This is a genomic window from Pseudomonas sp. IC_126 (genome assembly GCF_004331835.1).
Taxonomy (GTDB): Bacteria; Pseudomonadota; Gammaproteobacteria; order Pseudomonadales; family Pseudomonadaceae; genus Stutzerimonas.
Map to the genome: position 1 here is coordinate 159,592 of NZ_SJSS01000004.1, position 22,383 is coordinate 181,974.

Sequence of the window (22,383 nt, forward strand, 5' to 3'; positions counted from 1 at the left end):
CACCTCGATAGTGGCCGCTGACTCAACAAGCTCGGCATACACGTTGTGCTCAAACATTCAATTCGGCCAGCAGATAGGGACTTCATTCGACCGATGTTCGCATGCTACTGCCCCCTTACTCGAGTCCGATCAGCCTCGCGGATGATGGCGGGCGTGCAGCTCCTGCAGGCGTGCACGGGCGACATGGGTATAGATCTGGGTGGTCGACAGATCGCTGTGACCCAGCAGCATCTGTACGGTGCGCAGGTCAGCACCATGGTTGAGTAAATGCGTGGCGAACGCATGGCGCAGCGTATGCGGAGATATCGCCGCGCTGATACCTGCCACCGAGGCATGCAGTTTGATCCGGTGCCAAAAGGTCTGACGAGTCATCTGAGTGCCACGCTGGCTTGGAAACACCACATCGCTTGGCTTGTCGCCCAGCAACAGGCCACGAGCCTGACGAAGGTAACGCTCGATCCAGTGCAAGGCCTCTTCTCCCAGCGGCACCAGACGCTCTTTGTTGCCCTTGCCGAGAGTCCGTAGCACCCCCTGACGCAGGTTGATCTGGTCGAGGCTCAGCGAAATCAGCTCGGTCACCCGCAGCCCGCAGGCATAAAGCACTTCCAGCATCGCCCGATCACGCAAGCCGAGAGGGTCGCCAAGATCCGGGGCGGCCAACAACGCTTCGACATCCGCCTCAGACAGCGTCTTGGGCAAGGGTTGCCCCAGCTGCGGCAGATCGACCTGCAAGGTCGGATCGACACTGATCGATCCCTCGCTCAGCAGAAAATGATAAAAGCTACGTAGGCCAGATAGAAAGCGCGCGGTGGAGCGCGCCTTGTAGGCGTTGGCCTGACGCCAGGCGAGATGATCGAGAATGATCACGCGCCCGGCATCTTCCAGCTTCAGGTCACGCTCGGCCAGCCAGCCGTTGAACAGCGCCAGGTCACTGCGATAGGCATCCCGCGTGTTGTCCGACAGTCCCTTCTGCAGCCACAAGGCATCCAGAAAACGGTCAATTACAGGAGCATCCAAGGCAGGCATGGCAGTATCCGAAAGACTCGACGCGGCAGTGTTTCACAAGGCGCCAGCAAACAGCCAGCGTGGTCAGACGTGATCAGGCAATACCGGCACCGGCCGGTTGTCTTCGCCCACTGCGACGAAGCTAAAGGTGCCCTTGATGGCCAACTCGCGTCCGTCGTGATACATGCTCTCGACGAACACCTCGACGTCCACTTTCAGGCTGGTATTGCCCACTTTAACCACGCGACCAATCAGCTCGACGATGGAGCCAGCGGGAATCGGGTGATTGAAATCGATTCGATCGGAAGACACGGTAACCAGTGGCAGCCGGCAGAAGCGTGTCGCAGTAATGAACGAAACCTCGTCCAGCCAGGCCAGTGCGGTGCCGCCGAACAAAGTGTTGTGATGATTGGTGGTCGGTGGGAACACCGCCTTGGTCACATGCGTGACGGACAGATCGGTACGACGCTGAACTTCAATATCTCTTGGGGTCATGCCACTTCTCGCAAGTAGTGTGGCCACCGTGCTGCGAATCTTGTCTTTGTTGTCACGCTACCAGGCACGCCGGCAGGGAACGGAATCAGGGTTTAACGAAACTTCAAAAAACATCGCAATAACGAAAAAGCAGCCCGAAGGCTGCTTTTTTCTTACAAGGAGCGCAGTCCTCAGGACAGCTTTTCCTTGATACGGGCTGCCTTGCCGGACAGCGCGCGGAGGTAGTACAGCTTGGCCTTGCGAACATCGCCGCGGCGCTTGACGCTGAGACTGTCAACCATCGGGCTGTAGGTCTGGAAGGTACGCTCCACACCCACACCGTTGGAGATCTTGCGCACGGTGAAGGCACTGTTCAGACCGCGGTTACGCTTGCCGATCACGACGCCTTCGAAGGCCTGCAGACGCTCACGCTCGCCTTCCTTTACCTTGACCTGAACGATCACGGTGTCGCCGGGGGCGAACGGAGGCAGTTCTTTGGTCATCTGCTCGGCTTCGATCGCCTGGATAATCTTGTTGGTCATGCTGTGTGCTCCTGAGACAAGCCCTTGTAGCCTGCCATCGATACGTTAACTATCGTCCCGCTGATGGATGTATTCCTTCAGCAGCTTCTGTTCTTCTCCAGAAAGCGAGCGGCCATCCAGAAGATCGGCACGGCGTTCCCAGGTCCTTCCGAGGGACTGCTGCAAACGCCAGCGCCGGATGTGTTCGTGATTGCCGCTGAGCAGCACCTCTGGAACACGTTTATCCGCATACACTTCCGGTCGCGTGTAATGCGGGCAGTCGAGCAGGCCGTCGCTAAACGAATCCTCCTCGGCAGAATCAGCATGACCCAGCGCTCCAGGAAGCAATCGGGTCACCGCATCGATCAGCACCATGGCCGGCAGTTCGCCACCGGACAGCACGTAATCGCCAATCGACCATTCTTCGTCGACATGCGTTTCGATAAAACGCTCGTCGATACCTTCGTAGCGCCCGGCGATGAGGATAAGCCCCTCCTCCCTCGCCAGTTCACGGACATCGGTCTGTTTCAGCTGACGTCCTTGCGGCGAAAGGTAGATCACCTTCGCCTTCTCGCCGGCGGTCTGCCTGGCATCTGCCAAGGCAAGCTCCAGCGGCTTGATCTTCATCACCATGCCGGGGCCACCACCGAAAGGGCGATCATCCACCGTCTGGTGGCGATCTTCGGTATAGGCACGCGGGTTCCAGCATCGCAGCTGGAGCAACCCCTGCTTCACCGCGCGACTGGTAATACCGTAGTCACGGATGGCAGCGAACATGCCTGGAAACAGACTGATCACTTCAACACGAAAGCTGGACATGTCGCTCAGAAATCCGCGTCCCATTCGACATGCATCTCGCCTGCTTCTAGATCGACCTTCAACACGCAAGGATCGGTATAAGGCAGCAGCCGCTCACGATCGTCCAGGCTGCCGTCACACGGCTTGACCACCAGGACATCGTTGGCACCGGTTTCGAGCAGATGGTCAACCCGTCCGAGCACTTCCCCGAGCTGGTTGATGACCTTCAGGCCCTGAAGCTGATACCAGTAGTATTCCTCTCCGGTCAGTGGCGGAAGCTCACTACGAGGAATGCAGATCTCGAAGTCGGCGTAGGTTCGCGCAACTTCCCGATCGGTCAACCCTCTCAGCGTAGCCACCAGGATTTTGCCCTGGAGACGCCCACTAACCAGCTCGACCTGCTTGACCTCGTCACCTCGCCTGAGCGTCCAGCGACGATAATCCAGCAGATTGTCGATCGGATCGGTAAAGGAATAGACCTTTACGTCACCACGCACGCCATGCACCGAAACGATTTTGCCGATTACGATCAGATCTTCGGCCGGAGCAGACGTTGCGTTCATGCGATTCAGGCAGCGGCCTTGGCAGCTTCCTTCAGCAGCTGAGCAACGCGCTCAGACGGCTGTGCGCCCTGGCTCAGCCAGTAAGCGGCACGCTCCTGGTTTACAGACAGCTTCACTTCCGCACCCGAAGCGATCGGGTTGAAGAAACCGATACGCTCAACGAAGCGACCGTCGCGCGCATTGCGGCTGTTGGTCACGGTCAGGTGGTAGAAAGGGCGCTTCTTGGAGCCGCCACGGGCGAGACGAATAGTTACCATGTGAACATCGTTCCTGTAGTCGGTGCTAACTTAAGGCACACACTTAAAATGGGCCTGGGCCCGAAAGGCCGCGCATTTTACGAGTAAAAGCAGCAAGCTTCAAGCCGCAAGCTACAAGTAAATGCAAAACCCGAACGCGCCGGATCATTTACTCATTGCCTGACAGCCCGGGGCTTGCAGCTGTCGTTCAGAATTTCGGCATCCCGCCGCCGGGGAACATGCCGCCCATGCCGCGCATCATCTTGGCCATGCCGCCCTTGCCGGTAACCTTCTTCATCATCTTCTGCATCTGCTTGTGCTGCTTGATCAGCCGCCCGATGTCCTGCACTTGCGTGCCCGACCCCATGGCGATGCGGCGCTTGCGCGAGCCGCTGATGATGTCGGGGTTGCGACGCTCGACGGGCGTCATTGAGTTGATGATGGCTTCCATCTGTTTGAACTGCTTTTCCGCAGCGCCCTGGGCGTTACCCATCTGGGATAGATTCATGCCACCGATCGAGGGCAGCTTGTCCATCAGCCCACCTAGGCCACCCATGTTCTTCATCTGCTGCAGTTGATCGCGGAAGTCTTCGAGGTCGAACCCCTTGCCCTTCTTCAGCTTCTTGGTGAGTTTCTCGGCCTTCTCGCGGTCGAGGGTCTGCTCGGCCTGCTCGATCAGGCTGAGCACGTCGCCCATGCCGAGAATGCGCGAAGCGATGCGATCCGGATGGAAGGGTTCGAGCGCATCGCTCTTCTCGCCCATGCCGAGGAACTTGATCGGCTTGCCGGTAATGTGACGCACCGACAACGCGGCACCACCACGAGCATCACCATCGACCTTGGTCAGCACCACGCCGGTGAGCGGCAATGCTTCACCGAAGGCGCGGGCTGTGTTCGCGGCGTCCTGACCGGTCATGGCGTCGACCACGAACAGCGTCTCAGCCGGGTTGATGGCGGCATGCACAGCCTGGATCTCAGCCATCATCTCGGCATCGATGGCCAGGCGACCGGCGGTATCCACCAGCACCACGTCGATGAACTTCAGCTTGGCTTCGCGGATCGCGGCCTGGGCGATCTCTACCGGCTTCTGGCTGGTGTCGGAAGGGAAAAAGGTCACCCCGACTTCAGCGGCCAGGGTCTCGAGCTGCTTGATTGCCGCGGGACGGTAGACGTCGGCAGACACCACCAGTACGGATTTCTTCTTACGCTCTTTGAGGAATCGCGCAAGCTTGCCCACCGTAGTGGTCTTGCCCGCACCCTGCAACCCGGCCATCAGCACTACGGCGGGCGGCGCCACGCTCAGTGCCAGATCTTCGTTGGCCGCCCCCATCAGCTCTTCCAGCTCGGCGCGGACGATCTTCACGAATGCCTGGCCCGGGGTCAGGCTCTTTGATACTTCCGTTCCGACAGCTCGATCCTTGACCTTGGCGACGAAATCCTTGACCACCGGCAGTGCGACGTCAGCTTCGAGCAGCGCCATCCGCACTTCACGCAGGGTGTCCTTGATATTGTCCTCGGTCAGCTTGGCCTTGCCGGTAACATGGCGAAGCGTCTGGGAGAGGCGGTCGGTTAGGTTTTCAAACATGTGCCGTTTCCACGCTGGATGTGGTTAAGGCAGCGATTATAGAAGCTGCAAGCCTCGGGCCGGTACCCCGCCGACCATGCTTTTCATCGTCACAGGCCAACCAGCGCCAACAACTGGGCACCGCATCATCCGATAACGCGCCCACACACCGAGCTACGCGGCACCATACCGCTCGCCTGCACGCTTTTTTGCGCTGAGTGTTTATGCCACACTCAGCGCCTTTCGAGCCTGTTAACAGACCTATGCACCCTCTGCTACCGAGCCTAGCTGCCGCCTGCCTTTATGCTGGCGTCACCGGATACCAAGGCCTACGCCTGGCGCAACGCACCGTGCCGAATAAGCGCCTGCTTATCGTCCTGGGCGCCTTGGCGCTCGTTGCGCACGGGGTGAGCCTGTTCATCCAACTGCTGTCGCCGAGCGGACTGCACCTGGATTTCTTCACGGCCTCGAGCCTGATTGCCGCAGCCGTGATTCTCCTGATTCTGCTCGCGCTTCATCGCATGCCAGTCGAGAATCTTCTGCTGCTTCTTTTTCCGCTCGGTTGTCTGACAGTGCTTTTCGCCCAGTTCGCGCCGTCCGGCACCGCGCCGGCCATCAGCGAGGAGCCAGGGATACTGGCGCATATCCTGTTTTCCATTCTTGCTTACGGGATGCTTACGATTGCGGTCTTTCAGTCACTGCTGCTGCTGCTGCAGGACCACCACCTCAAGCACAAACACCCGTCCGGCCTGATCAAGAACTTCCCGCCCCTACAAACCATGGAGAGCCTGCTGTTCGGCTTCCTCCTCGCCGGCTGGCTGCTGCTATCGGCATCACTGATTTCCGGCTGGCTGTTCCTCGACAATCTGTTTGCCCAGCATCTTGTGCATAAAACACTGCTATCAGTCATCGCCTGGGTAATCTTCGGCCTATTGCTGTGGGGGCGCCATCAGCTTGGCTGGCGCGGCTACAAGGCCATTCGCTGGACGCTGGCGGGCTTCTGTCTGCTGATGTTGGCCTATTTCGGCAGCAAGCTGGTCCGCGAATTCATCCTGCACATCTAGGGCCACCACGTGGAAAATCTACATCCCGGCTTTCTGGTTGGCCTGCTGGTCTTCCTGCTTTTGTGCTCAGCTTTTTTTTCAAGTTCCGAAACCGGAATGCTCAGCCTCAACCGCTATCGCTTGCGCCATCAGGCAAAAGAAGGTCACTCCGGAGCCAAACGAGCCATCGAATTGCTGTCCAGGCCCGACCGCCTGCTGGGCACCATTCTTGTAGGTAACAATTTCGTCAATATCCTCGCCTCTTCGATCGCGACAGTTCTGGCGATGCAATTATGGGGCGAGGCCGGGATTGCCATTGCCACCATCGGCCTGACAATCATCTTGTTGATCTTTGGTGAGATCACTCCCAAGACACTAGCGGCCCTGCGCCCAGAGGTGGTCGCCTATCCAGTCAGCCTGCCGTTGATGCTGCTGCAGAAGGTGCTGTATCCGCTGGTCGCACTGCTCGGCTGGATCAGCAATGGACTGCTCAAGCTGCTCGGTGTGGACCCGTCCAAGAAAGGCACCGATAGCCTGTCCACCGAAGAGCTACGCAGCGTGGTGCGTGAATCCGGTAGCGATCTGCCGCTGAATCGACAGAACATGCTGCTCGGCATTCTTGACCTCGAACGGGTGACTGTCGACGACATCATGATCCCGCGCAACGAAGTCGCCGGCATTGATCTTGAGGATGACTTGGAAACCATTGTTGGCCAGTTACGCACCACACCGCACACCCGTCTGCCAGTGTTCCGCAAGGACATCAACCAGATCGAAGGTATCGTGCACATGCGGCAGATCGCCCGCCTGCTCAGTCACGACCAACTAACCAAGGACAGTCTGCTAGAAGCCTGCAACGAGCCCTATTTCGTCCCCGAAAACACCCCGCTCTCTACCCAGTTGCTCAATTTTCAAAAACAAAAGCGCCGCATCGGCATCGTGGTGGATGAATATGGCGATGTACTGGGGATCGTTACCCTGGAAGATATTCTCGAAGAGATCGTTGGCGAGTTCAGCAACCAGGATGCCTTGCGCAGCCCGGATATACACCCCCAGGACGATGGCACCTTGGTGATAGACGGCGCCGCCTATCTACGCGAAGTAAACCGAGCGCTGAGCTGGCAATTACCCTGCGACGGGCCGAAGACGCTTAATGGATTGATTACCGAAGCGCTTGAGCATATTCCAGATAGCGGTATCTGCCTGCAGATCAAGCAGTATCGATTCGAAGTCTTGCAGGCCGCAGACAATCGCGTCAAAAGCGTGCGCGCTTGGGTGGCCGAAGATATCCAGGAAGAACCGAGCGACACGCCATAATTCGTTGCGTCGCCCGGTCCCGCCTTTCAGAATTCGATATCGATAGCCGAGGCCACCCGCATCGCCTTGGCACGCGCAGCCTCGATCGACACGTCGCGAGCCAGGGCCACTCCCATTCGCCGCTGCCCGCTGACGCCCGGTTTGCCGAACAGACGCAGTGCCGTATCTGGCTCGACCATCGCGGCGGCCAGATTGCCGAAGCTCACCTGCTCGGACTCACCCTCCACCAGCACCACGGCCGAAGCCGATGGTCCAAACTGACGGATCGCCGGAATCGGTAGTCCAAGGATCGCCCGGGCATGCAGCGCAAACTCGGAAAGATCCTGGGAGACAAGGGTCACTAGGCCCGTATCGTGCGGCCTGGGTGAAACCTCGCAGAACCAGACCTTGTCACCCTTGATGAAAAGTTCGACACCGAAAATACCGCGTCCACCCAGCGCGTCGGTGACCGCCAGCGCAATGCGTTCAGCCTCGGCCATTGCGCCTGCAGTCATCGGCTGCGGCTGCCAGGATTCCTGATAATCACCCTTTTCCTGACGATGCCCAACCGGCTGGCAGAAGGCGGTTCCAGCTGCATGCCGAACGGTCAGCAGCGTGATTTCATAGTCGAAATCGACGAAACCTTCGACGATCACCCGCCCTTTCCCGGCTCTACCGCCAGCTTGCGCATAGTCCCAGGCCGTGACGATATCGGCTTCACTTCGCAGGACCGATTGCCCCTTGCCGGACGAACTCATGACAGGCTTGATCAGGCAGGGGAAGCCGAGCAAGGAAGCCGCCGCGCGACATTCCTCCAGCGAGTCGGCGAAACGGTACGGCGAAGTCGGCAGACCAAGCTCCTCAGCAGCCAGGCGGCGAATACCTTCGCGGTTCATAGTGAGCTGCGCGGCCCGCGCGGTAGGGATGACCGTATAACCTTCGCGCTCCAGCTCCACCAGCGTCGCGGTGGCGATCGCTTCGATTTCCGGCACGATGAAATGTGGTCTTTCCTGCTCGATGATCGCCCTCAGCGCAGCGCCGTCGAGCATATCGACGACATGATGACGATGCGCCACCTGCATGGCCGGAGCGTTGGCGTAACGGTCCACCGCAATGACTTCCACGCCCAGGCGTTGAAGCTCGATGACCAGCTCCTTGCCGAGCTCACCGGAGCCACAGAGCAGCACACGGGTTGCGCTGGCCGACAGCGGAGTACCTATTCGGGGCATGGAAGTCCTCGTTATGCAGACACTAATAAAGTCGCGCCGACGCGTTGCGCTTCGGCGTCAGAACAGCAGCCCGCTGACGCGTGCCCGCTCGTGACAACGCAGCAGCACCTGCCGCCGCTCCGGATTGCCCATCTGGCTCCAGCGGCGGATTTCGTCGATGCTGCGCTGGCAGCCGGTGCAGAAATCGTCTTCGTCCAGCGCGCAGATGCTGACGCAAGGAGACGCAACCGGCTTATCGTCAGCAATCAATCGTCTTGCTCCGCCAGATCTCGCGCGTAGCGCTGGGCGTTGTGTACGTAATGCGCAGCGCTCGCTTCGAGCATCTTCTTCTGCTGTTCGGTCAGCTCGCGAACCACTTTGCCGGGCGACCCCACCACCAGCGAGCCATCGGGGATCTCCTTACCTTCGGCAATCAATGTGTTGGCGCCGATGATGCAGTACTTGCCGATCTTCGCCCCGTTGAGGATCACCGCGTTGATCCCGACCAGGCTGTAATCGCCGACAGTACACCCGTGCAGCATGGCGTTATGCCCAACGGTGACGCCGGTCCCCAGCGTCAGCGGATAGCCCATGTCGGTGTGCATGACACTGCCGTCCTGCACGTTGCTGTTTTCGCCGACATGGATCAGTTCGTTGTCGCCACGCAGCACCGCACCGAACCAGACGTTGGCCCCTGCATCAAGGCGGATCTTGCCGACCAGAGTAGCGTTTGGTGCGACCCAGCTCTCGGGATGGGTTTCGACACGGGAATCACCCAGGCGATATTTCACGATCATGACCTCTTCTGGCTCAAATCGATATAAGAAGCGGGAGGGCTGTGCATTTCGATCCCGGCGTCGTATACCAGGTTCACCAGCTCGACGATCATGATGGCCGTCAATCCCCAGATTTTGTATTCGCCATAGTGGTAAGACGGGACGTACCAGGCAACACCCTGGTAATCGATTCGGTGGGTCACCTCCCGCGCGTCCTGGCAGAAAAAGTCCAGTGGCACGGAAAACACCGAGGCAATCTCAGCATCGTTGGCGCGGTATTCGACATAGTCCGGCACGATGCCGACATAAGGCGTGACGTGGATACCATGCAGCGATACGAGGCTGCTCAGCGGTCCGACGATTTCTACTATCCCCGGAGCCAGGCCAACTTCTTCCTCGGCTTCGCGCAATGCGGTATGGACTAGATCTCGATCTTCGGGATCACGCCGGCCACCGGGAAATGCCACCTCGCCGCCATGAGTGGATAGACCACTGGCGCGCAGGGTCAGGACCAGCTCCGGCGAATCGCCACGGGTGATGGGCATCAAGACCGCCGCTTCGGGCATCCGGCCTTCCGGCTCCAGAAGATGCGGGGAATAGTCACGCACCCGTTGGAGTATTTTGTCCAGCATGAAACGTCTCTTTCCGTCTTTGGCAAGCATCATGGCATGAATCACCGAGGCGCCCAAGACAGGCGCAACCAAAACCGTGCTCGACGGCAATCGGCAGTGGCACGAATGGACTTCTCACGACAAACTAGTTCTGAGCGGTAGCTCGTGCGTGTTCGACCAAGGCTGTAACGATGATCCGTAGACCGAAGGAAGCGCGATGAAATACTGCAGCCAATGCGGCAGCACAATCACAGAACAAATACCTGACGGAGATAACCGAATCCGCTTCGTCTGTGCAGCCTGTGACACGATTCACTACCAGAACCCACGGATCGTTGCCGGTTGCCTGCCCGTCTGGGGCGACTCTATATTGCTCTGTCGGCGCGCAATCGAGCCACGGCGTGGCTATTGGACATTGCCGGCCGGCTTCATGGAAAACGGCGAAACCATGCAGCAGGCAGCGGAGCGAGAAACGTTGGAAGAAGCCTGCGCCAGAGTTACGGGCCTGCGTCTCTATACGCTGTTCGACCTGCCGCACATCAACCAGGTCTACACGTTCTTTCGCGCCGAGCTGCTCGATGATCGATTCTGTGCAGGAGACGAGAGTCTCGAGGTCAAGCTTTTCAGCCAGGCCGAGATCCCTTGGTCAGAGCTGGCTTTCCCGACCGTGGGCCGTACCCTAGAATACTTTTTCGCCGACCGGGTGCAGCAGACCTTCCCGGTGCGCAACGAAGCCATCGCACCTATGCCGATGGCGCGCAGACAGGTCTGATGTCGTAAGGATTCAGGAACGCCTCATGCGCTGGCTGTTAGCGATCGTCTGCTTCACCTTTGCCACTCTTTCCCATGCCACCGCTGCGCCAGTCTTCGATGCCTCGTTTATCGACAAGGTGCTGGTGGTCAAATCGGAACGCCAGCTGCACTTGATCAGCCGGGGCGTGACGATGAAAAGCTATCGCGTCTCGCTGGGGAAACAGCCCGGTCCCAAGCAGCGCGAAGGCGATCAGCGAACGCCGGAAGGGTTGTACTGGATCAATTGGCGCAAAACGTCCGACAAGTACAACCTGGCGATGCATATCTCCTACCCGAACGCCAGGGATTTGGCCCGCGCCCGTGCCGACGGCGCGCGACCAGGCAGCATGATCATGCTTCATGGCACGCCGCTGGATGAGGAATACCCCGAGTGGTTTTTCCATACCCTTGACTGGACCGAGGGCTGCATCGCGCTGAAGAATGACGACATGCGTGAGATATGGAATCTGGTGAAAGACGGCACGCTGATCGAGATTCGTCCGTAGGCCAGTCGAAACTCCGACGCTGCTTCGTCTTCTCAGAAAACCATATCCGACAACCGCCAGACCTCGAACGCAGGCGTTTCGTAAGGATGCGCACGCTTGAGCGCCTTGACGCTGTCGTGGATCAATTCGTCGGCGACTACCAGTTCCACCTTCCACTCGGCAACCGGCTGCACCTGGCCCTGCTGCCCGAGGAACGGCTGGCTGCCTTCCAGCGGTCGATACTGGCCGTGCCCGAGCACCTGCCAGCAGCAATGGTCATAAGCCCCAATGCGACCGCCGCCCGCTGCGAAAACCGCTTCCTTGACTTCGCCCAGATGGCTTTCGGGAACATAGAAACACAGCTTGTACATCAGCCTCTCCGGAACCAGGGGCGGAACAGATGCCCGCTTACAAACCAATTTGCCAGAAGCCGAAACATCAAGCACTGCTACCGATCAACGATCAGACGTGTCCCCGCGGGCTTGGTTCAGCGAAACGCTGGTGACTGGTTCACAAAAAAGCCCGGAGCACGCGCAGGTGTCCGGGCTTCTCTCAGTACTGCATGGCTTCAGTCGACCCAGACCCGCGCGTTGCGGAACATGCGCATCCAGCCACCGTCTTCCTGCCACTCATCTGGGCGCCAGGAGTTGGTCACGGCACGGAAGACACGCTCCGGGTGCGGCATCATGATGGTCACGCGACCGTCGCGCGTGGTCAAACCTGTGATACCGCGCGGGGAGCCGCCAGGGTTGGCCGGATAACGCTCGGTGACCTTACCATGGTTGTCCACGTAGCGCAGGGCAACGGTGCCGGATAGATCCGCCTCGAGCAGTGCTTCCTCGCTTTCGAACTCCGCATGCCCTTCCCCGTGCGCAATCGCGATCGGCAGACGCGAACCGGCCATGCCCTGAAGGAAGATCGACGGCGAATCCTGCACCTGGACCATGGCCACGCGCGCCTCGAACTGCTCGGAACGGTTGCGCACGAAATGCGGCCAGGACTCGCTACCAGGCACCAGCTCGTGCAGATTGGAAAGCATCTGGCAACCGTTGCAGATACCCAGGCCGAAGCTGTCGCTGCGCTCGAAGAAAGCGCTGAACTCCTCGCGCGCACGGCTGTTGAACAGGATCGACTTGGCCCAGCCTTCACCGGCGCCGAGCACGTCGCCATAGGAAAAACCGCCGCAGGCAACCAGGCCTTTGAAGCGTTCCAGGCTGATGCGTCCCGAGAGAATGTCACTCATGTGCACGTCCACAGCGGCGAAGCCGGCGCGGTCGAAAGCGGCCGCCATCTCGGTCTGGCCGTTAACGCCTTGCTCACGCAGGATCGCCACCTGCGGTCGCACGCCGCGCTTGATGTAGGGCGCGGCGATGTCCTGGTTGACGTCGAAGCTGAGCTTGACGTTGAGGCCGGGGTTGTCCTCTTCCAGCAGCGCATCGAATTCCTGATCGGCGCACTCGACGTTGTCGCGCAGGCGCTGGATGCGATAGCTGGTCTCGCTCCACTGCTGTTGCAGTAGGCGGCGATCTCCACTGAACACTTCGCTGCCGGCAAGCCGGATCGAGATGTAGCCATTGTTGGCCGGCTGGCCGATCACCGCCACGCAATCGCCGAGGCCGGCGGCGCTGAACTGTGCCAAGACGATTTCGGTATCGTCCTGGCGCACCTGGATCACCGCGCCCAGCTCTTCGTTGAACAGCACGGCCGGAATCTCGTCCGCATCGTCCAGCAGACCGTCCAGGTTCAGGTTCAGCCCGCAATGACCAGCAAAGGCCATTTCCAGCACAGTGGTCAGCAGACCACCATCGGAACGGTCGTGATAGGCCTGCAGCAGGCCATCGGCATTCAACCCCTGGATCACCGCGAAGAATGCCTGCAGATCCTCAGCATCGTCGACGTCCGGTGCCTGGCGGCCAAGCTTGCCGTACACCTGGGCGAGGATCGACGCGCCCATGCGGTTCTGGCCACGGCCCAGGTCGATCAGGATCAGGTCGGTGGCGCCCTTGTCCAGGCGCAGCTGCGGCGTCAGAGTCTTGCGTACATCGACCACCGGCGCGAAGCCGGAGACGACCAGCGACATGGGCGAAGTGACGCTCTTCTCAGCGCCCTCCTCGTCCCAGCGGGTCTTCATCGACATCGAGTCCTTGCCCACCGGAATGGTCAGGCCCAACTGCGGGCACAGCTCCATGCCGACGGCTTTGACCGTGTCGTACAGGCGTGCGTCTTCACCCGGGTGCCCTGCGGCGGCCATCCAGTTGGCGGACAGCTTGATATCGGAGAGTTTTTCGATGCGCGCGGCAGCGAGGTTAGTCAGGGTTTCGCCGATGGCCATGCGCCCGGAGGCCGGGGCATCGAGCAGCGCCAGCGGGGTGCGCTCGCCCATGGCCATGGCTTCGCCAGTGTTGACGTCGTAGCTGGTGGTGGTCACGGCGCAGTCAGCCACCGGCACCTGCCAGGGGCCGACCATCTGATCGCGCGCCACCATGCCGGTGATGCTGCGGTCGCCGATGGTGATCAGGAAGCTCTTGCTGGCTACCGCCGGATGGCGCAGCACCCGGCCAACGGCGTCATCCAGATAGACCGAGGCCGCGCTGAAATCATCACCCAGTTCGGCTTCGCGGTTGGCGCTGCGGTGCATGCGCGGCGTCTTGCCGAGCAGCACGTTGAGCGGCATGTCCACCGGCTTGTTGCCGAAATGGCTGTCGGCCACGGTCAGGTGCGGCTCTTCGGTAGCCTCGCCGACCACCGCGAATGGGCAGCGCTCGCGCTCGCAGATGGCCTTGAAACGCTCGAAATCAACGGCGTCCACCGAGAGCACGTAGCGCTCCTGGGATTCGTTGCACCAGATCTCGTGCGGCGCCATGCCCGGTTCGTCGTTGGGAATGTTGCGCAGATCGAAGCGGCCGCCGCGGCCGGCATCGTTGACCAGCTCGGGGAAGGCGTTGGACAGACCGCCCGCGCCGACGTCGTGGATGAACTTGATCGGGTTCTGTTCGCCCTGCTGCCAGCAGCGGTCGATCACTTCCTGGCAACGACGCTCCATTTCCGGGTTGTCGCGCTGCACCGAGGCGAAATCCAGATCCGCCGAGCTGGCGCCGGTGGCCATGGAAGAGGCCGCACCGCCGCCGAGGCCAATCAGCATCGCCGGGCCGCCGAGCACGATCAGCTTGCCGCCGACCGAAATCTCGCCCTTCTGCACGTGATCTTCACGGATATTGCCCAGGCCGCCGGCGAGCATGATCGGCTTGTGATAGCCGCGCACTTCTTCGCCGCGAGGGGTTTCGATGCTTTGCTCGAAGGTACGGAAATAGCCAGCCAGCGCCGGACGGCCGAATTCGTTGTTGAACGCGGCGCCGCCCAGCGGGCCTTCGATCATGATGTCCAGCGGGGTGACGATGCGCTCGGGCTTGCCGTAGGGCTTTTCCCAGGGCTGCTCGAAATCGGGAATGTTCAGATTGGACACGGTGAAGCCGGTCAACCCGGCCTTGGGCTTGGAGCCGCGACCGGTGGCGCCTTCGTCACGAATCTCGCCGCCCGAACCGGTGGCTGCGCCGGGGAAGGGTGCGATGGCGGTCGGGTGGTTGTGGGTTTCCACCTTCATCAGGATATGCACCGGCTGGCGGTGCGCGGCATATTCGCCGGTCGCGGCATCCGGGTAGAAACGCCCGGCCTCGTGGCCGACGATCACCGAGGCATTGTCCTTGTAGGCCGACAGCACGCCCTCGGAATGCATCTGGTAGGTGTTCTTGATCATGCCGAACAGGGACTTGTCCTGGCTCTCGCCGTCGATGTCCCAGCTGGCGTTGAAGATTTTGTGCCGGCAATGCTCGGAGTTGGCCTGGGCGAACATCATCAGCTCGATGTCGTGGGGGTTGCGCCCCAGCCCTTCGAAGCTGGTCACCAGATAGTCGATTTCGTCATCGGCCAGGGCCAGGCCCAGCTCGACGTTGGCCTGCTCCAGCGCGGCCCGGCCACCGCCCAGCACATCCACTGCGGTGAGCGGCTTGGGCTGTGCGTGGCTGAACAAATTGGCGGCGTCTTCGAAGCGCTCGAGCACCAGCTGGGTCATGCGGTCATGCAGCGCAGCGGCGATCAGCTGTGCCTCGGCATCGCCAAGCTCGCCTTGTACGTAGAAGGCGATACCGCGTTCCAGGCGCTGGATCTTGCCGAGACCGCAGTTGTGGGCGATATCGCTGGCCTTGCTCGACCAGGGCGAAATGGTGCCGAAACGCGGCACCACCAGGAACAGCCGGCCAGCCGGCTCCTGCACAGGGACGCTCGGGCCATACTTGAGCAGCCGGGCGAGCACTTGCTCCTCGTCCGCACCAAGCGTGCCGGATACTTCAGCGAAATGAGCGAACTCGGCATACAGCCCGCTTACAGCGGGGACCTTCGCGGTCAGTTGTGCCAGGAGCTTGCCGTGACGGAAGGCGGAAAGAGCGGGAGCGCCGCGCAGGATCAACATCGTCGGAACAGCCTCGGAGAGGGAGCAGTCGGGCCGCGTATTCTAGCCTATGACGATGGGCAAGGGGCAGTTCTCAGGGTACGCCGTAGGGTGGGCCGGGCGGCGCTCCGCTTCAGCCCACCAAAGTCCAAAAGATCCAATGGGTGGGCTGAAGCCCACCCTACCCTCGCTGCTCTTTAATGCAGTATCTGGCTTAAGAACAGTTTCGTCCGCTCATTGACTGGGTTGGTAAAGAACACCTCTGGATCGGCTTGCTCAACGATCTCGCCTTTGTCCATGAAGATCACCCGGTCGGCCACGGTGCGGGCGAAGCCCATTTCGTGGGTCACGCAGAGCATGGTCATGCCGCTCTCGGCGAGGCCGACCATGGTATCCAGCACCTCCTTGACCATTTCCGGATCCAGCGCCGAAGTGGGTTCGTCGAACAGCATGATCTTGGGCTTCATACACAGGGCACGAGCGATGGCCACGCGTTGTTGCTGGCCGCCGGAAAGCTGCCCGGGAAATTTGTCAGCCTGTTCCGGAATGCGCACGCGCTCCAGGTAATGCATGGCGATCTCTTCCGCCTGGCGTCGCGGCAGCTTGCGCACCCACATGGGCGCCAGCGTGCAGTTCTGCAGCACCGTCAGGTGCGGGAACAGATTGAAATGCTGGAAAACCATGCCCACTTCGCTGCGAATCGCCTCGATCTGCTTGAGGTCGTTGGTCAGCTCCACGCCGTTGATCACGATGCGGCCCTTTTGGTGCTCTTCGAGCCTATTGAGGCAGCGAATAGTGGTCGATTTGCCCGAGCCGGAGGGCCCGCACAGCACGATTCGCTCGCCCTGGGTGACGCTCAGGTCGATGTCCTTGAGTACATGGAACTGGCCGAACCATTTGTTCACGCCCTGCATCTGGATGACCGGTTCGCCGGAGCGCTCAGGCTGCCCGGCTTGCAGTGATGTATCGCTCATGGTGTCTCTCCTAAGTCCGGTGGCTGGTGTCGAGCTTGCGCTCCAGGTGCATGGAATAGCGCGACATGCCGAAACAGAAAATCCAGTAAACCAGCGCGGCAAAGACGTAGCCCTCGGTGGACATGCCGAGCCAGGCAGGATCCGAAGTTGCGCGTTTGATGCTGTTGAGGAAGTCGAACAGGCCGATGATGATCACCAGGCTGGTGTCCTTGAACAGCGCAATGAAGGTGTTGACGATGCCGGGAATGACCATCTTCAGCGCCTGCGGCAGGATCACCAGGACCATGCTGCGCCAGTAGCCCAGACCCATCGCCGCCGCCGCTTCGTATTGGCCCTTGGGTATCGCCTGTAGACCGCCGCGTACCACTTCTGCGATGTAGGCGGCCTCGAAGAAGATCACCATCACCATGGCCCGCATCAGCTTGTCGAGGTTCATCTCCTCGGGCAGGAACAGCGGCAGCATGACCGATGACATGAACAGCACGGTGATCAGCGGCACGCCGCGCCAGAATTCGATGAAGGTGACACACAGCACACGGATCGCCGGCATGTCCGAGCGGCGCCCCAGCGCCAGCAGGATGCCCATCGGCAAAGCGCCAGCAATGCCCACTGCGGCGATCACGATGGTCAGCATCAACCCGCCCCAGCGCGACGTCGGAACCGTTTCCAGACCGAAGAAGCCGCCGTGCAGCAGCCAGTAGGCCAGCAACGGATAGAGCAACAGATAGCCGATGCCGTAATGCACCTTGCGCGGCATCTGCCGGAGGAACAGAGGCGCCGCACCGAGAATCGCCAGCCAGGCGGCGGTATCCACCCGCCAGCGCAGCTCCGTCGGGTAGAAGCCGTACATGAACTGACTGAAACGCGTTTGGATGAACACCCAGCACGCGCCCTCCCGGCTGCAGTCGGCGCGCGTCTCGCCGGTCCAGTCAGCCTTGATGATGGCCCAGTCGATGATCGGCGGGACGATCACCCAGATCAGATACAAGCCGACCAGCGTCATCAACGTATTGATCCAGCTGGAAAATAGATTGGCCCGTAGCCAACCGACCACGCCGATGTTGCGCGAAGGTGCCGGCAGGTCAGGCTTGAACATATGAGTCGTCATGAGCCTGCCCTCACCGTTCGATCAGCGCGATGCGCTTGTTGTACCAGTTCATCAGCAGCGAAATGCTGATGCTGATAGCCAAGTAAACGCTCATGGTGATTGCCATGGTTTCGATCGCCTGACCGGTCTGGTTGAGCACCGTGCCAGCGAACAGCGAGACCATGTCGGGGTAGCCGATGGCGGCCGCCAGCGAGGAGTTCTTCGCCAGATTGAGGTACTGGCTGGTCAACGGCGGGATGATCACGCGCAAGGCCTGCGGCACGATGACCAGCCGCAGCACCCGACTAGGTCGCAGCCCCAGCGAAGCGGCCGCTTCGGTCTGGCCATGGCTCACCGATTGAATGCCGGCGCGCACGGTTTCGCCGATGAAAGCTGCCGTGTAGATCGACAGTGCCAGCACGATGGACACAAGTTCGGGAATCACCACCCAGCCGCCACGAATGTTGAAGCGTTGCAGTTCCGGAATCTCCCAGAGGAACGGCCCGCCAAACACCAGTGCACACAGCCCTGGAATCCCGAGGAACAATCCGAGACTGGTCCAGAACACTGGAAATGACTGCCCCGTGGCATGACGCCGGGCCCGCGCCCAGCGGTTGAGCAGGACGATGGCCGCCAATGCTAGGAACATCGCGATCCAGAACGGCCAGAAGCCTTCCCCCGCGCTCGGCGAAGGCATCTGTATGCCCCGGTTGTTGACGAAGATGATGTCCCACAGGGACAGGCTGTCGCGCGGCCCGGGCAAAGGGGCCAGCACAGCGAAATAGACGAAGAATATCTGCAGCAGCGGCGGAATGTTGCGGAAGATCTCGATATAAACAGTGGCGATCTGGCGGATCAGCCAGTTCGGCGACAATCGGCCTATTCCGAGAATGAAGCCGATGATAGTCGCCAGAATGATGCCGACTACGCTCACCAGCAGCGTATTGAGCAGACCGACCCAAAAGACCCGGCCGTATGAGTCGCTTTCGCTGTAGTCGATCAGGTGCTGAGGGATGCCGAAGCCGGCGGCGTTGTCGAGAAATCCGAAACCGGAATTGATGCCCCGGTGGGCAAGATTGGTCTGGGTGTTGTGAAACAGAAACCAGCCGATCGCGATGACAGTAATAACGGCGATGACCTGGAACAGCCAGGCACGCGCCTGTGGATCCGTGAGCAGCGAGCCGCGCGCCGCCCCCGATTTGGCAATGGTTCGCATCAAGAAACCTCATTCGGCGGCGCCGGTACGAGCGCACCGGCATCGCTCATCCTTGAAACAAGGCCGACTATGCGCCGGCCCGGCTCGATCAACGCACCGGCGGTGCGTACTGGAGGCCCCCATTGTTCCAGAGCGCATTCAGCCCGCGTTCGATCTTCAGTTCACTACCGGAGCCGATGTTGCGCTCGAACACTTCGCCGTAGTTGCCGACTTGCTTGACGATCTGCACTGCCCAGTCCTTCGGCAACTTCAGATCCTTGCCATATTCGCCTTCAGCACCGAGCAGACGCGCAACATCCGGGTTCTTGGTGTTTTTCGCGGTGTCCTCGACGTTCGCCGCCGTAACGCCAAGCTCTTCGGCATTGATCATGGCGAAGAGTGACCAGCGCACGATATCGAACCACTCCTCGTCACCTTGGCGCACCGCAGGGCCGAGCGGCTCCTTGGAGATGACTTCCGGCAGCACGATGTAATCGTCCGGTTTGGCCAGCTTGATGCGCTGGGCATAGAGCTGGGATTGGTCGGAGGTGAGCACGTCGCAGCGTCCGGACTCCAGCGACTTGGCGCTCTCATCCGAGGTGTCGTAAGTGATGGGTGTGTAGTTGAGGCTGTTGGCGCGGAAATAGTCGGAGAGGTTCAGTTCGGTGGTGGTGCCAGCCTGGATGCACACAGTGGCGCCATCGAGTTCTTTGGCGCTGGACACGCCGAGCTCCTTGTTCACCAGAAAGCCCTGGCCATCGTAGTAGGTGACGCCGGTAAAATTCAGCCCCATCGCCGAGTCGCGCGAACTGGTCCAGGTGGTGTTGCGCGAAAGCACGTCGACCTCACCCGATTGCAGTGCGGTGAAGCGCTCCTTGGCGGTCAGCGGGCTGAACTTCACCTTGCTCGCATCGCCAAATACCGCAGCCGCTACCGCGCGGCAGACATCCACATCGATTCCCTTGTACTCGCCCTTAGCGTCGGCATATGAAAAGCCCGGCAACCCGTCGCTGATACCGCACTGCACGAAGCCCTTGCTTTTCACGGCATCCAGGGTCGCCCCTGCCTGAGCCAAGCCGCTGGCGCCCAAAAGTGTCGCGGCACCAAGCACGGCCAGTGTGGATTTAACCCTTGTCATCGAAACCTCCAGTTTGCTTTTTTATTCTGCTGGGTCGGGGTCTTCCGCCTGCATCGCAATATGCCTGCCGACGTAACGGCCGAAGGACCTGACCTGAGTCTAGCCGCCGATTGATGATCGGCAACTCCTCCCGATGCGTTCGCCTGCAAGAACGCAGACGACACCGGCGCAGATGGCGCAAGGGCCAAAGCAAGCGGCATACCAGATCGAGCGAAAGCGCATTTCCCGCTATCTTGCCGCTTCATCGCACGGGCCGGTGCAGGTAACCTCGCCGCATATTGCCGCATTCACCTTTCGCGCCTGCCCCAACTTGAGGCGGGCGCCCAGACGGAGCCCAACATGAGCGACCCCTTGATCATCGAACCTGCCAACACCGCGGACTCATGCGTCATCTGGCTGCACGGCCTCGGTGCCGATCGCTACGATTTTCTACCGGTGGCCGAAGCGCTGCAGCAGCGCCTGCTGCAGACACGCTTCGTGCTGCCTCAAGCGCCTACCCAGGCGGTGACGATCAACGGCGGCTGGGCGATGCCAAGCTGGTACGACATCATCGCCATGAGCCCGGCTCGGGCCATTAACCAGGCCCAACTCGAGCAGTCGGCGCAGGCCGTGATAGCGCTGATCGAGGCGCAGCGCGACAGCGGGATCGACCCTAGGAGAATTTTCCTGGCAGGCTTTTCCCAGGGCGGCGCGGTGGCCTATCACACCGCCTTCCTGCGCTGGGCCGGGCCGCTCGGCGGGGTTATGGCGTTGTCGACCTACGCGCCTACCTTCAACGATGATCTGGAGCTGTCGCCATTACAGGCGAGCCTGCCGGTGCTCTGCCTGCACGGATCGAGAGATGACGTCGTGCCGCCCGCTATGGGACGAGCCGCTTATGAATGCCTGGTGCAAAACGAGGTTTCGGCCCAGTGGAAGGACTATCCAATGGCCCACGAAGTGGTGCTCGATGAGATCCGCGACATCGGCGATTGGCTCACTGCGCGCCTCGGTTGATCGGCAAGACAGGCGAGCGCGCAGCTGAAGAAAATGTGATGCCGCGCGCCTGTCCTGATCACAAAACAAGGCTACGCTTGGGGTTGGTAGAACAAACTCGATGCGCCTGCCATTGCAACGCACATCGCGGCCAGACGAAGCCGACCCTGCCGGTCATTACAAGGCCCTTGCGATAGTCATGACGAATAAGCCTTCCAGCCGGATATGGCAGCAATGAAGCTTGCCGAACGGCGGGCCGAGATGCGGCACCTCAAACAGGCGCGCCTTCTGGAGCATGTCGACGAACCCTGCCTGCGGCTGATGCAGGAGGCTTTCGAGCCGTGCACGCTCGCCGCCGGAGACGTTCTGCTCACGCCACTGGAGCACAATCAATATCTTTACCTGGTTCTCAGTGGCGAACTCGCCGTCCACCTCGACTCGCTCGATAGCCCACCCGTACGCGCCATTGGACCTGGCGATTGCGCCGGCGAAATCAGCTTCATGGACAATCTGCCGCCATCGGCTTACGTCGTTGCGCTCGAGTCTTCGGAACTACTGCGGCTTCATCGCCGCTCGATGCCGCTGCTGACGCGGTCGCCCAGACTGATGCAAAACCTTGCCGAACTGCTTTGCCAGCGTGTTCGCCTGAGCGATCGTCTGATCATCAACAGTGAGCAGAATGCCAACGTCGACACCCTGACCGGCTCTTTCAACCGCCGCTGGCTGGAACATATTTATAACCGCGAGAGCACCCGCTGCGCCTTCAACGGCCAACCGCTGTCGCTCCTGATGCTCGACGTCGACCGGTTCAAGGATTACAACGACCGACACGGACATCTGGCTGGCGACCATGCGCTTTGCCTTGTGGTCGACACGCTTGGGAAGTTGCTCCGTCCGAGCGACAGCCTGGTGCGCTACGGAGGCGAGGAGTTCGTGATCCTGCTTCCCGATATGGGACTGGTCGATGCACGCAACGTTGGCGAACGCCTGCGCCAGAGCCTCGATGAAATCACTTCGTTCCGCTCGCCGATCGGCACGCTGCCGGGCGTCACGATTTCTATCGGCGTCGCGCCGATGCAACCCAATGACGATTTGAAAAGGCTGATCCATATCGCCGACCAGGCGCTTTATCAGGCCAAGGCGCAAGGACGAAACTGCGTCTGCGGCTGACGAGCGGGCAACTGCGATGGCGGCTCAG

The 22,383-nt window shown here is 60.5% G+C and carries 23 protein-coding genes; 6 read left to right on the forward strand and 17 right to left on the reverse strand.

Annotated features, from left to right (window positions below; translation table 11 throughout):
- Positions 1-129: 129 nt before the first annotated feature.
- From xerD to ffh, 7 genes are all read right to left on the reverse strand, one after another.
- The gene (gene xerD, locus E0D86_RS14105; protein WP_131650666.1) at positions 130-1,026 is read right to left on the reverse strand and encodes a site-specific tyrosine recombinase XerD; all 897 of its coding nucleotides are present in this window, start codon (positions 1,024-1,026) and stop codon (positions 130-132) included.
- Between the two features lie 63 nt (positions 1,027-1,089).
- On the reverse strand, positions 1,090-1,500 hold the full coding sequence (locus E0D86_RS14110) for an acyl-CoA thioesterase (protein WP_131650667.1): 411 nt from the start codon (positions 1,498-1,500) through the stop codon (positions 1,090-1,092).
- 170 nt (positions 1,501-1,670) lie between these two features.
- A complete protein-coding gene (gene rplS / locus E0D86_RS14115) occupies positions 1,671-2,021 on the reverse strand; it encodes a 50S ribosomal protein L19 (protein WP_131650668.1) in 351 nt (116 codons plus the stop codon).
- A 45-nt stretch (positions 2,022-2,066) separates the two neighbouring features.
- Positions 2,067-2,819, reverse strand: coding sequence for a tRNA (guanosine(37)-N1)-methyltransferase TrmD (gene trmD / locus E0D86_RS14120; RefSeq protein ID WP_131650669.1), 753 nt, complete (start codon positions 2,817-2,819; stop codon positions 2,067-2,069).
- Between the two features lie 5 nt (positions 2,820-2,824).
- Entirely contained in the window at positions 2,825-3,361 is a 537-nt protein-coding gene (gene rimM, locus E0D86_RS14125) for a ribosome maturation factor RimM (protein ID WP_131650670.1), read from the reverse strand.
- Between the two features lie 5 nt (positions 3,362-3,366).
- On the reverse strand, positions 3,367-3,618 hold the full coding sequence (gene rpsP / locus E0D86_RS14130) for a 30S ribosomal protein S16 (RefSeq protein WP_009867795.1): 252 nt from the start codon (positions 3,616-3,618) through the stop codon (positions 3,367-3,369).
- Positions 3,619-3,805: 187 nt separating this feature from the next.
- Positions 3,806-5,182 carry a signal recognition particle protein gene (gene ffh, locus E0D86_RS14135; protein WP_131650671.1) on the reverse strand — a complete coding sequence of 459 codons (1,377 nt, stop codon included), beginning with the start codon at positions 5,180-5,182 and terminating at the stop codon, positions 3,806-3,808.
- 242 nt (positions 5,183-5,424) lie between these two features.
- On the opposite strand from ffh, the gene E0D86_RS14140 reads away from it, so the two are divergent.
- Positions 5,425-6,225, forward strand: coding sequence for an inner membrane protein YpjD (locus tag E0D86_RS14140; protein ID WP_131650672.1), 801 nt, complete (start codon positions 5,425-5,427; stop codon positions 6,223-6,225).
- A 9-nt stretch (positions 6,226-6,234) separates the two neighbouring features.
- The gene (locus E0D86_RS14145) at positions 6,235-7,521 is read left to right on the forward strand and encodes an HlyC/CorC family transporter (protein ID WP_131650673.1); all 1,287 of its coding nucleotides are present in this window, start codon (positions 6,235-6,237) and stop codon (positions 7,519-7,521) included.
- A gap of 26 nt (positions 7,522-7,547) precedes the next feature.
- Here E0D86_RS14145 and purT read toward each other — a convergent pair whose 3' ends face one another.
- Genes purT through E0D86_RS14165 form a run of 4 tightly spaced genes read right to left on the reverse strand, consistent with a single transcriptional unit; the run spans position 7,548 to position 10,116 of the window.
- A complete protein-coding gene (gene purT, locus E0D86_RS14150) occupies positions 7,548-8,729 on the reverse strand; it encodes a formate-dependent phosphoribosylglycinamide formyltransferase (protein WP_131650674.1) in 1,182 nt (393 codons plus the stop codon).
- Positions 8,730-8,786: 57 nt separating this feature from the next.
- Positions 8,787-8,978, reverse strand: coding sequence for a DUF1289 domain-containing protein (locus E0D86_RS14155; RefSeq protein ID WP_131650675.1), 192 nt, complete (start codon positions 8,976-8,978; stop codon positions 8,787-8,789).
- Positions 8,975-9,499 carry a gamma carbonic anhydrase family protein gene (locus tag E0D86_RS14160; RefSeq protein ID WP_131650949.1) on the reverse strand — a complete coding sequence of 175 codons (525 nt, stop codon included), beginning with the start codon at positions 9,497-9,499 and terminating at the stop codon, positions 8,975-8,977. Before E0D86_RS14160 ends, E0D86_RS14155 begins: the two co-directional genes overlap by 4 nt.
- A 2-nt stretch (positions 9,500-9,501) precedes the next feature.
- The gene (locus E0D86_RS14165; RefSeq protein ID WP_131650676.1) at positions 9,502-10,116 is read right to left on the reverse strand and encodes a CoA pyrophosphatase; all 615 of its coding nucleotides are present in this window, start codon (positions 10,114-10,116) and stop codon (positions 9,502-9,504) included.
- Positions 10,117-10,312: 196 nt separating this feature from the next.
- On the opposite strand from E0D86_RS14165, the gene E0D86_RS14170 reads away from it, so the two are divergent.
- Together E0D86_RS14170 and E0D86_RS14175 are read left to right on the forward strand one after the other, a co-directional pair.
- Positions 10,313-10,867 carry an NUDIX hydrolase gene (locus tag E0D86_RS14170; RefSeq protein ID WP_131650678.1) on the forward strand — a complete coding sequence of 185 codons (555 nt, stop codon included), beginning with the start codon at positions 10,313-10,315 and terminating at the stop codon, positions 10,865-10,867.
- 25 nt (positions 10,868-10,892) lie between these two features.
- On the forward strand, positions 10,893-11,393 hold the full coding sequence (locus E0D86_RS14175) for a murein L,D-transpeptidase family protein (RefSeq protein WP_131650680.1): 501 nt from the start codon (positions 10,893-10,895) through the stop codon (positions 11,391-11,393).
- Positions 11,394-11,425: 32 nt separating this feature from the next.
- Here E0D86_RS14175 and E0D86_RS14180 read toward each other — a convergent pair whose 3' ends face one another.
- The 6 genes from E0D86_RS14180 to E0D86_RS14205 form a co-directional block, all read right to left on the reverse strand.
- Complete coding sequence (locus E0D86_RS14180; protein WP_131650682.1) at positions 11,426-11,743, reverse strand: YqfO family protein; 318 nt, start codon at positions 11,741-11,743, stop codon at positions 11,426-11,428.
- A gap of 197 nt (positions 11,744-11,940) precedes the next feature.
- Complete coding sequence (purL, locus tag E0D86_RS14185) at positions 11,941-15,837, reverse strand: phosphoribosylformylglycinamidine synthase (protein ID WP_131650684.1); 3,897 nt, start codon at positions 15,835-15,837, stop codon at positions 11,941-11,943.
- A 176-nt stretch (positions 15,838-16,013) separates the two neighbouring features.
- Positions 16,014-16,790: an amino acid ABC transporter ATP-binding protein gene (locus E0D86_RS14190; protein WP_131650685.1), complete on the reverse strand. Its 777-nt coding sequence runs from the start codon at positions 16,788-16,790 to the stop codon at positions 16,014-16,016.
- Positions 16,791-16,800: 10 nt separating this feature from the next.
- Complete coding sequence (locus E0D86_RS14195; protein WP_131650687.1) at positions 16,801-17,898, reverse strand: amino acid ABC transporter permease; 1,098 nt, start codon at positions 17,896-17,898, stop codon at positions 16,801-16,803.
- A 10-nt stretch (positions 17,899-17,908) separates the two neighbouring features.
- A complete protein-coding gene (locus tag E0D86_RS14200) occupies positions 17,909-19,093 on the reverse strand; it encodes an amino acid ABC transporter permease (protein WP_131650688.1) in 1,185 nt (394 codons plus the stop codon).
- Between the two features lie 88 nt (positions 19,094-19,181).
- Entirely contained in the window at positions 19,182-20,210 is a 1,029-nt protein-coding gene (locus E0D86_RS14205; RefSeq protein ID WP_131650690.1) for an amino acid ABC transporter substrate-binding protein, read from the reverse strand.
- Positions 20,211-20,549: 339 nt separating this feature from the next.
- On the opposite strand from E0D86_RS14205, the gene E0D86_RS14210 reads away from it, so the two are divergent.
- Together E0D86_RS14210 and E0D86_RS14215 are read left to right on the forward strand one after the other, a co-directional pair.
- On the forward strand, positions 20,550-21,206 hold the full coding sequence (locus E0D86_RS14210; RefSeq protein WP_131650691.1) for an alpha/beta hydrolase: 657 nt from the start codon (positions 20,550-20,552) through the stop codon (positions 21,204-21,206).
- A gap of 213 nt (positions 21,207-21,419) precedes the next feature.
- On the forward strand, positions 21,420-22,355 hold the full coding sequence (locus E0D86_RS14215; protein ID WP_131650693.1) for a GGDEF domain-containing protein: 936 nt from the start codon (positions 21,420-21,422) through the stop codon (positions 22,353-22,355).
- The last annotated feature ends 28 nt before the right edge of the window (positions 22,356-22,383 follow it).

Excerpts from the sequence above, each read along its gene's own strand:
- xerD (WP_131650666.1), bottom strand. The coding sequence starts at position 1,026 with ATGCCTGCCTTGGATGCTCCTGTAATTGACCGTTTTCTGGATGCCTTG.
- E0D86_RS14110 (WP_131650667.1), bottom strand. The coding sequence starts at position 1,500 with ATGACCCCAAGAGATATTGAAGTTCAGCGTCGTACCGATCTGTCCGTC.
- rplS (WP_131650668.1), bottom strand. The coding sequence starts at position 2,021 with ATGACCAACAAGATTATCCAGGCGATCGAAGCCGAGCAGATGACCAAA.
- trmD (WP_131650669.1), bottom strand. The coding sequence starts at position 2,819 with ATGTCCAGCTTTCGTGTTGAAGTGATCAGTCTGTTTCCAGGCATGTTC.
- rimM (WP_131650670.1), bottom strand. The coding sequence starts at position 3,361 with ATGAACGCAACGTCTGCTCCGGCCGAAGATCTGATCGTAATCGGCAAA.
- rpsP (WP_009867795.1), bottom strand. The coding sequence starts at position 3,618 with ATGGTAACTATTCGTCTCGCCCGTGGCGGCTCCAAGAAGCGCCCTTTC.
- ffh (WP_131650671.1), bottom strand. The coding sequence starts at position 5,182 with ATGTTTGAAAACCTAACCGACCGCCTCTCCCAGACGCTTCGCCATGTT.
- E0D86_RS14140 (WP_131650672.1), top strand. The coding sequence starts at position 5,425 with ATGCACCCTCTGCTACCGAGCCTAGCTGCCGCCTGCCTTTATGCTGGC.
- purT (WP_131650674.1), bottom strand. The coding sequence starts at position 8,729 with ATGCCCCGAATAGGTACTCCGCTGTCGGCCAGCGCAACCCGTGTGCTG.
- E0D86_RS14165 (WP_131650676.1), bottom strand. The coding sequence starts at position 10,116 with ATGCTGGACAAAATACTCCAACGGGTGCGTGACTATTCCCCGCATCTT.
- E0D86_RS14170 (WP_131650678.1), top strand. The coding sequence starts at position 10,313 with ATGAAATACTGCAGCCAATGCGGCAGCACAATCACAGAACAAATACCT.
- E0D86_RS14175 (WP_131650680.1), top strand. The coding sequence starts at position 10,893 with ATGCGCTGGCTGTTAGCGATCGTCTGCTTCACCTTTGCCACTCTTTCC.
- E0D86_RS14180 (WP_131650682.1), bottom strand. The coding sequence starts at position 11,743 with ATGTACAAGCTGTGTTTCTATGTTCCCGAAAGCCATCTGGGCGAAGTC.
- purL (WP_131650684.1), bottom strand. The coding sequence starts at position 15,837 with ATGTTGATCCTGCGCGGCGCTCCCGCTCTTTCCGCCTTCCGTCACGGC.
- E0D86_RS14190 (WP_131650685.1), bottom strand. The coding sequence starts at position 16,790 with ATGAGCGATACATCACTGCAAGCCGGGCAGCCTGAGCGCTCCGGCGAA.
- E0D86_RS14195 (WP_131650687.1), bottom strand. The coding sequence starts at position 17,898 with ATGACGACTCATATGTTCAAGCCTGACCTGCCGGCACCTTCGCGCAAC.
- E0D86_RS14200 (WP_131650688.1), bottom strand. The coding sequence starts at position 19,093 with ATGCGAACCATTGCCAAATCGGGGGCGGCGCGCGGCTCGCTGCTCACG.
- E0D86_RS14205 (WP_131650690.1), bottom strand. The coding sequence starts at position 20,210 with ATGACAAGGGTTAAATCCACACTGGCCGTGCTTGGTGCCGCGACACTT.
- E0D86_RS14210 (WP_131650691.1), top strand. The coding sequence starts at position 20,550 with ATGAGCGACCCCTTGATCATCGAACCTGCCAACACCGCGGACTCATGC.
- E0D86_RS14215 (WP_131650693.1), top strand. The coding sequence starts at position 21,420 with ATGAAGCTTGCCGAACGGCGGGCCGAGATGCGGCACCTCAAACAGGCG.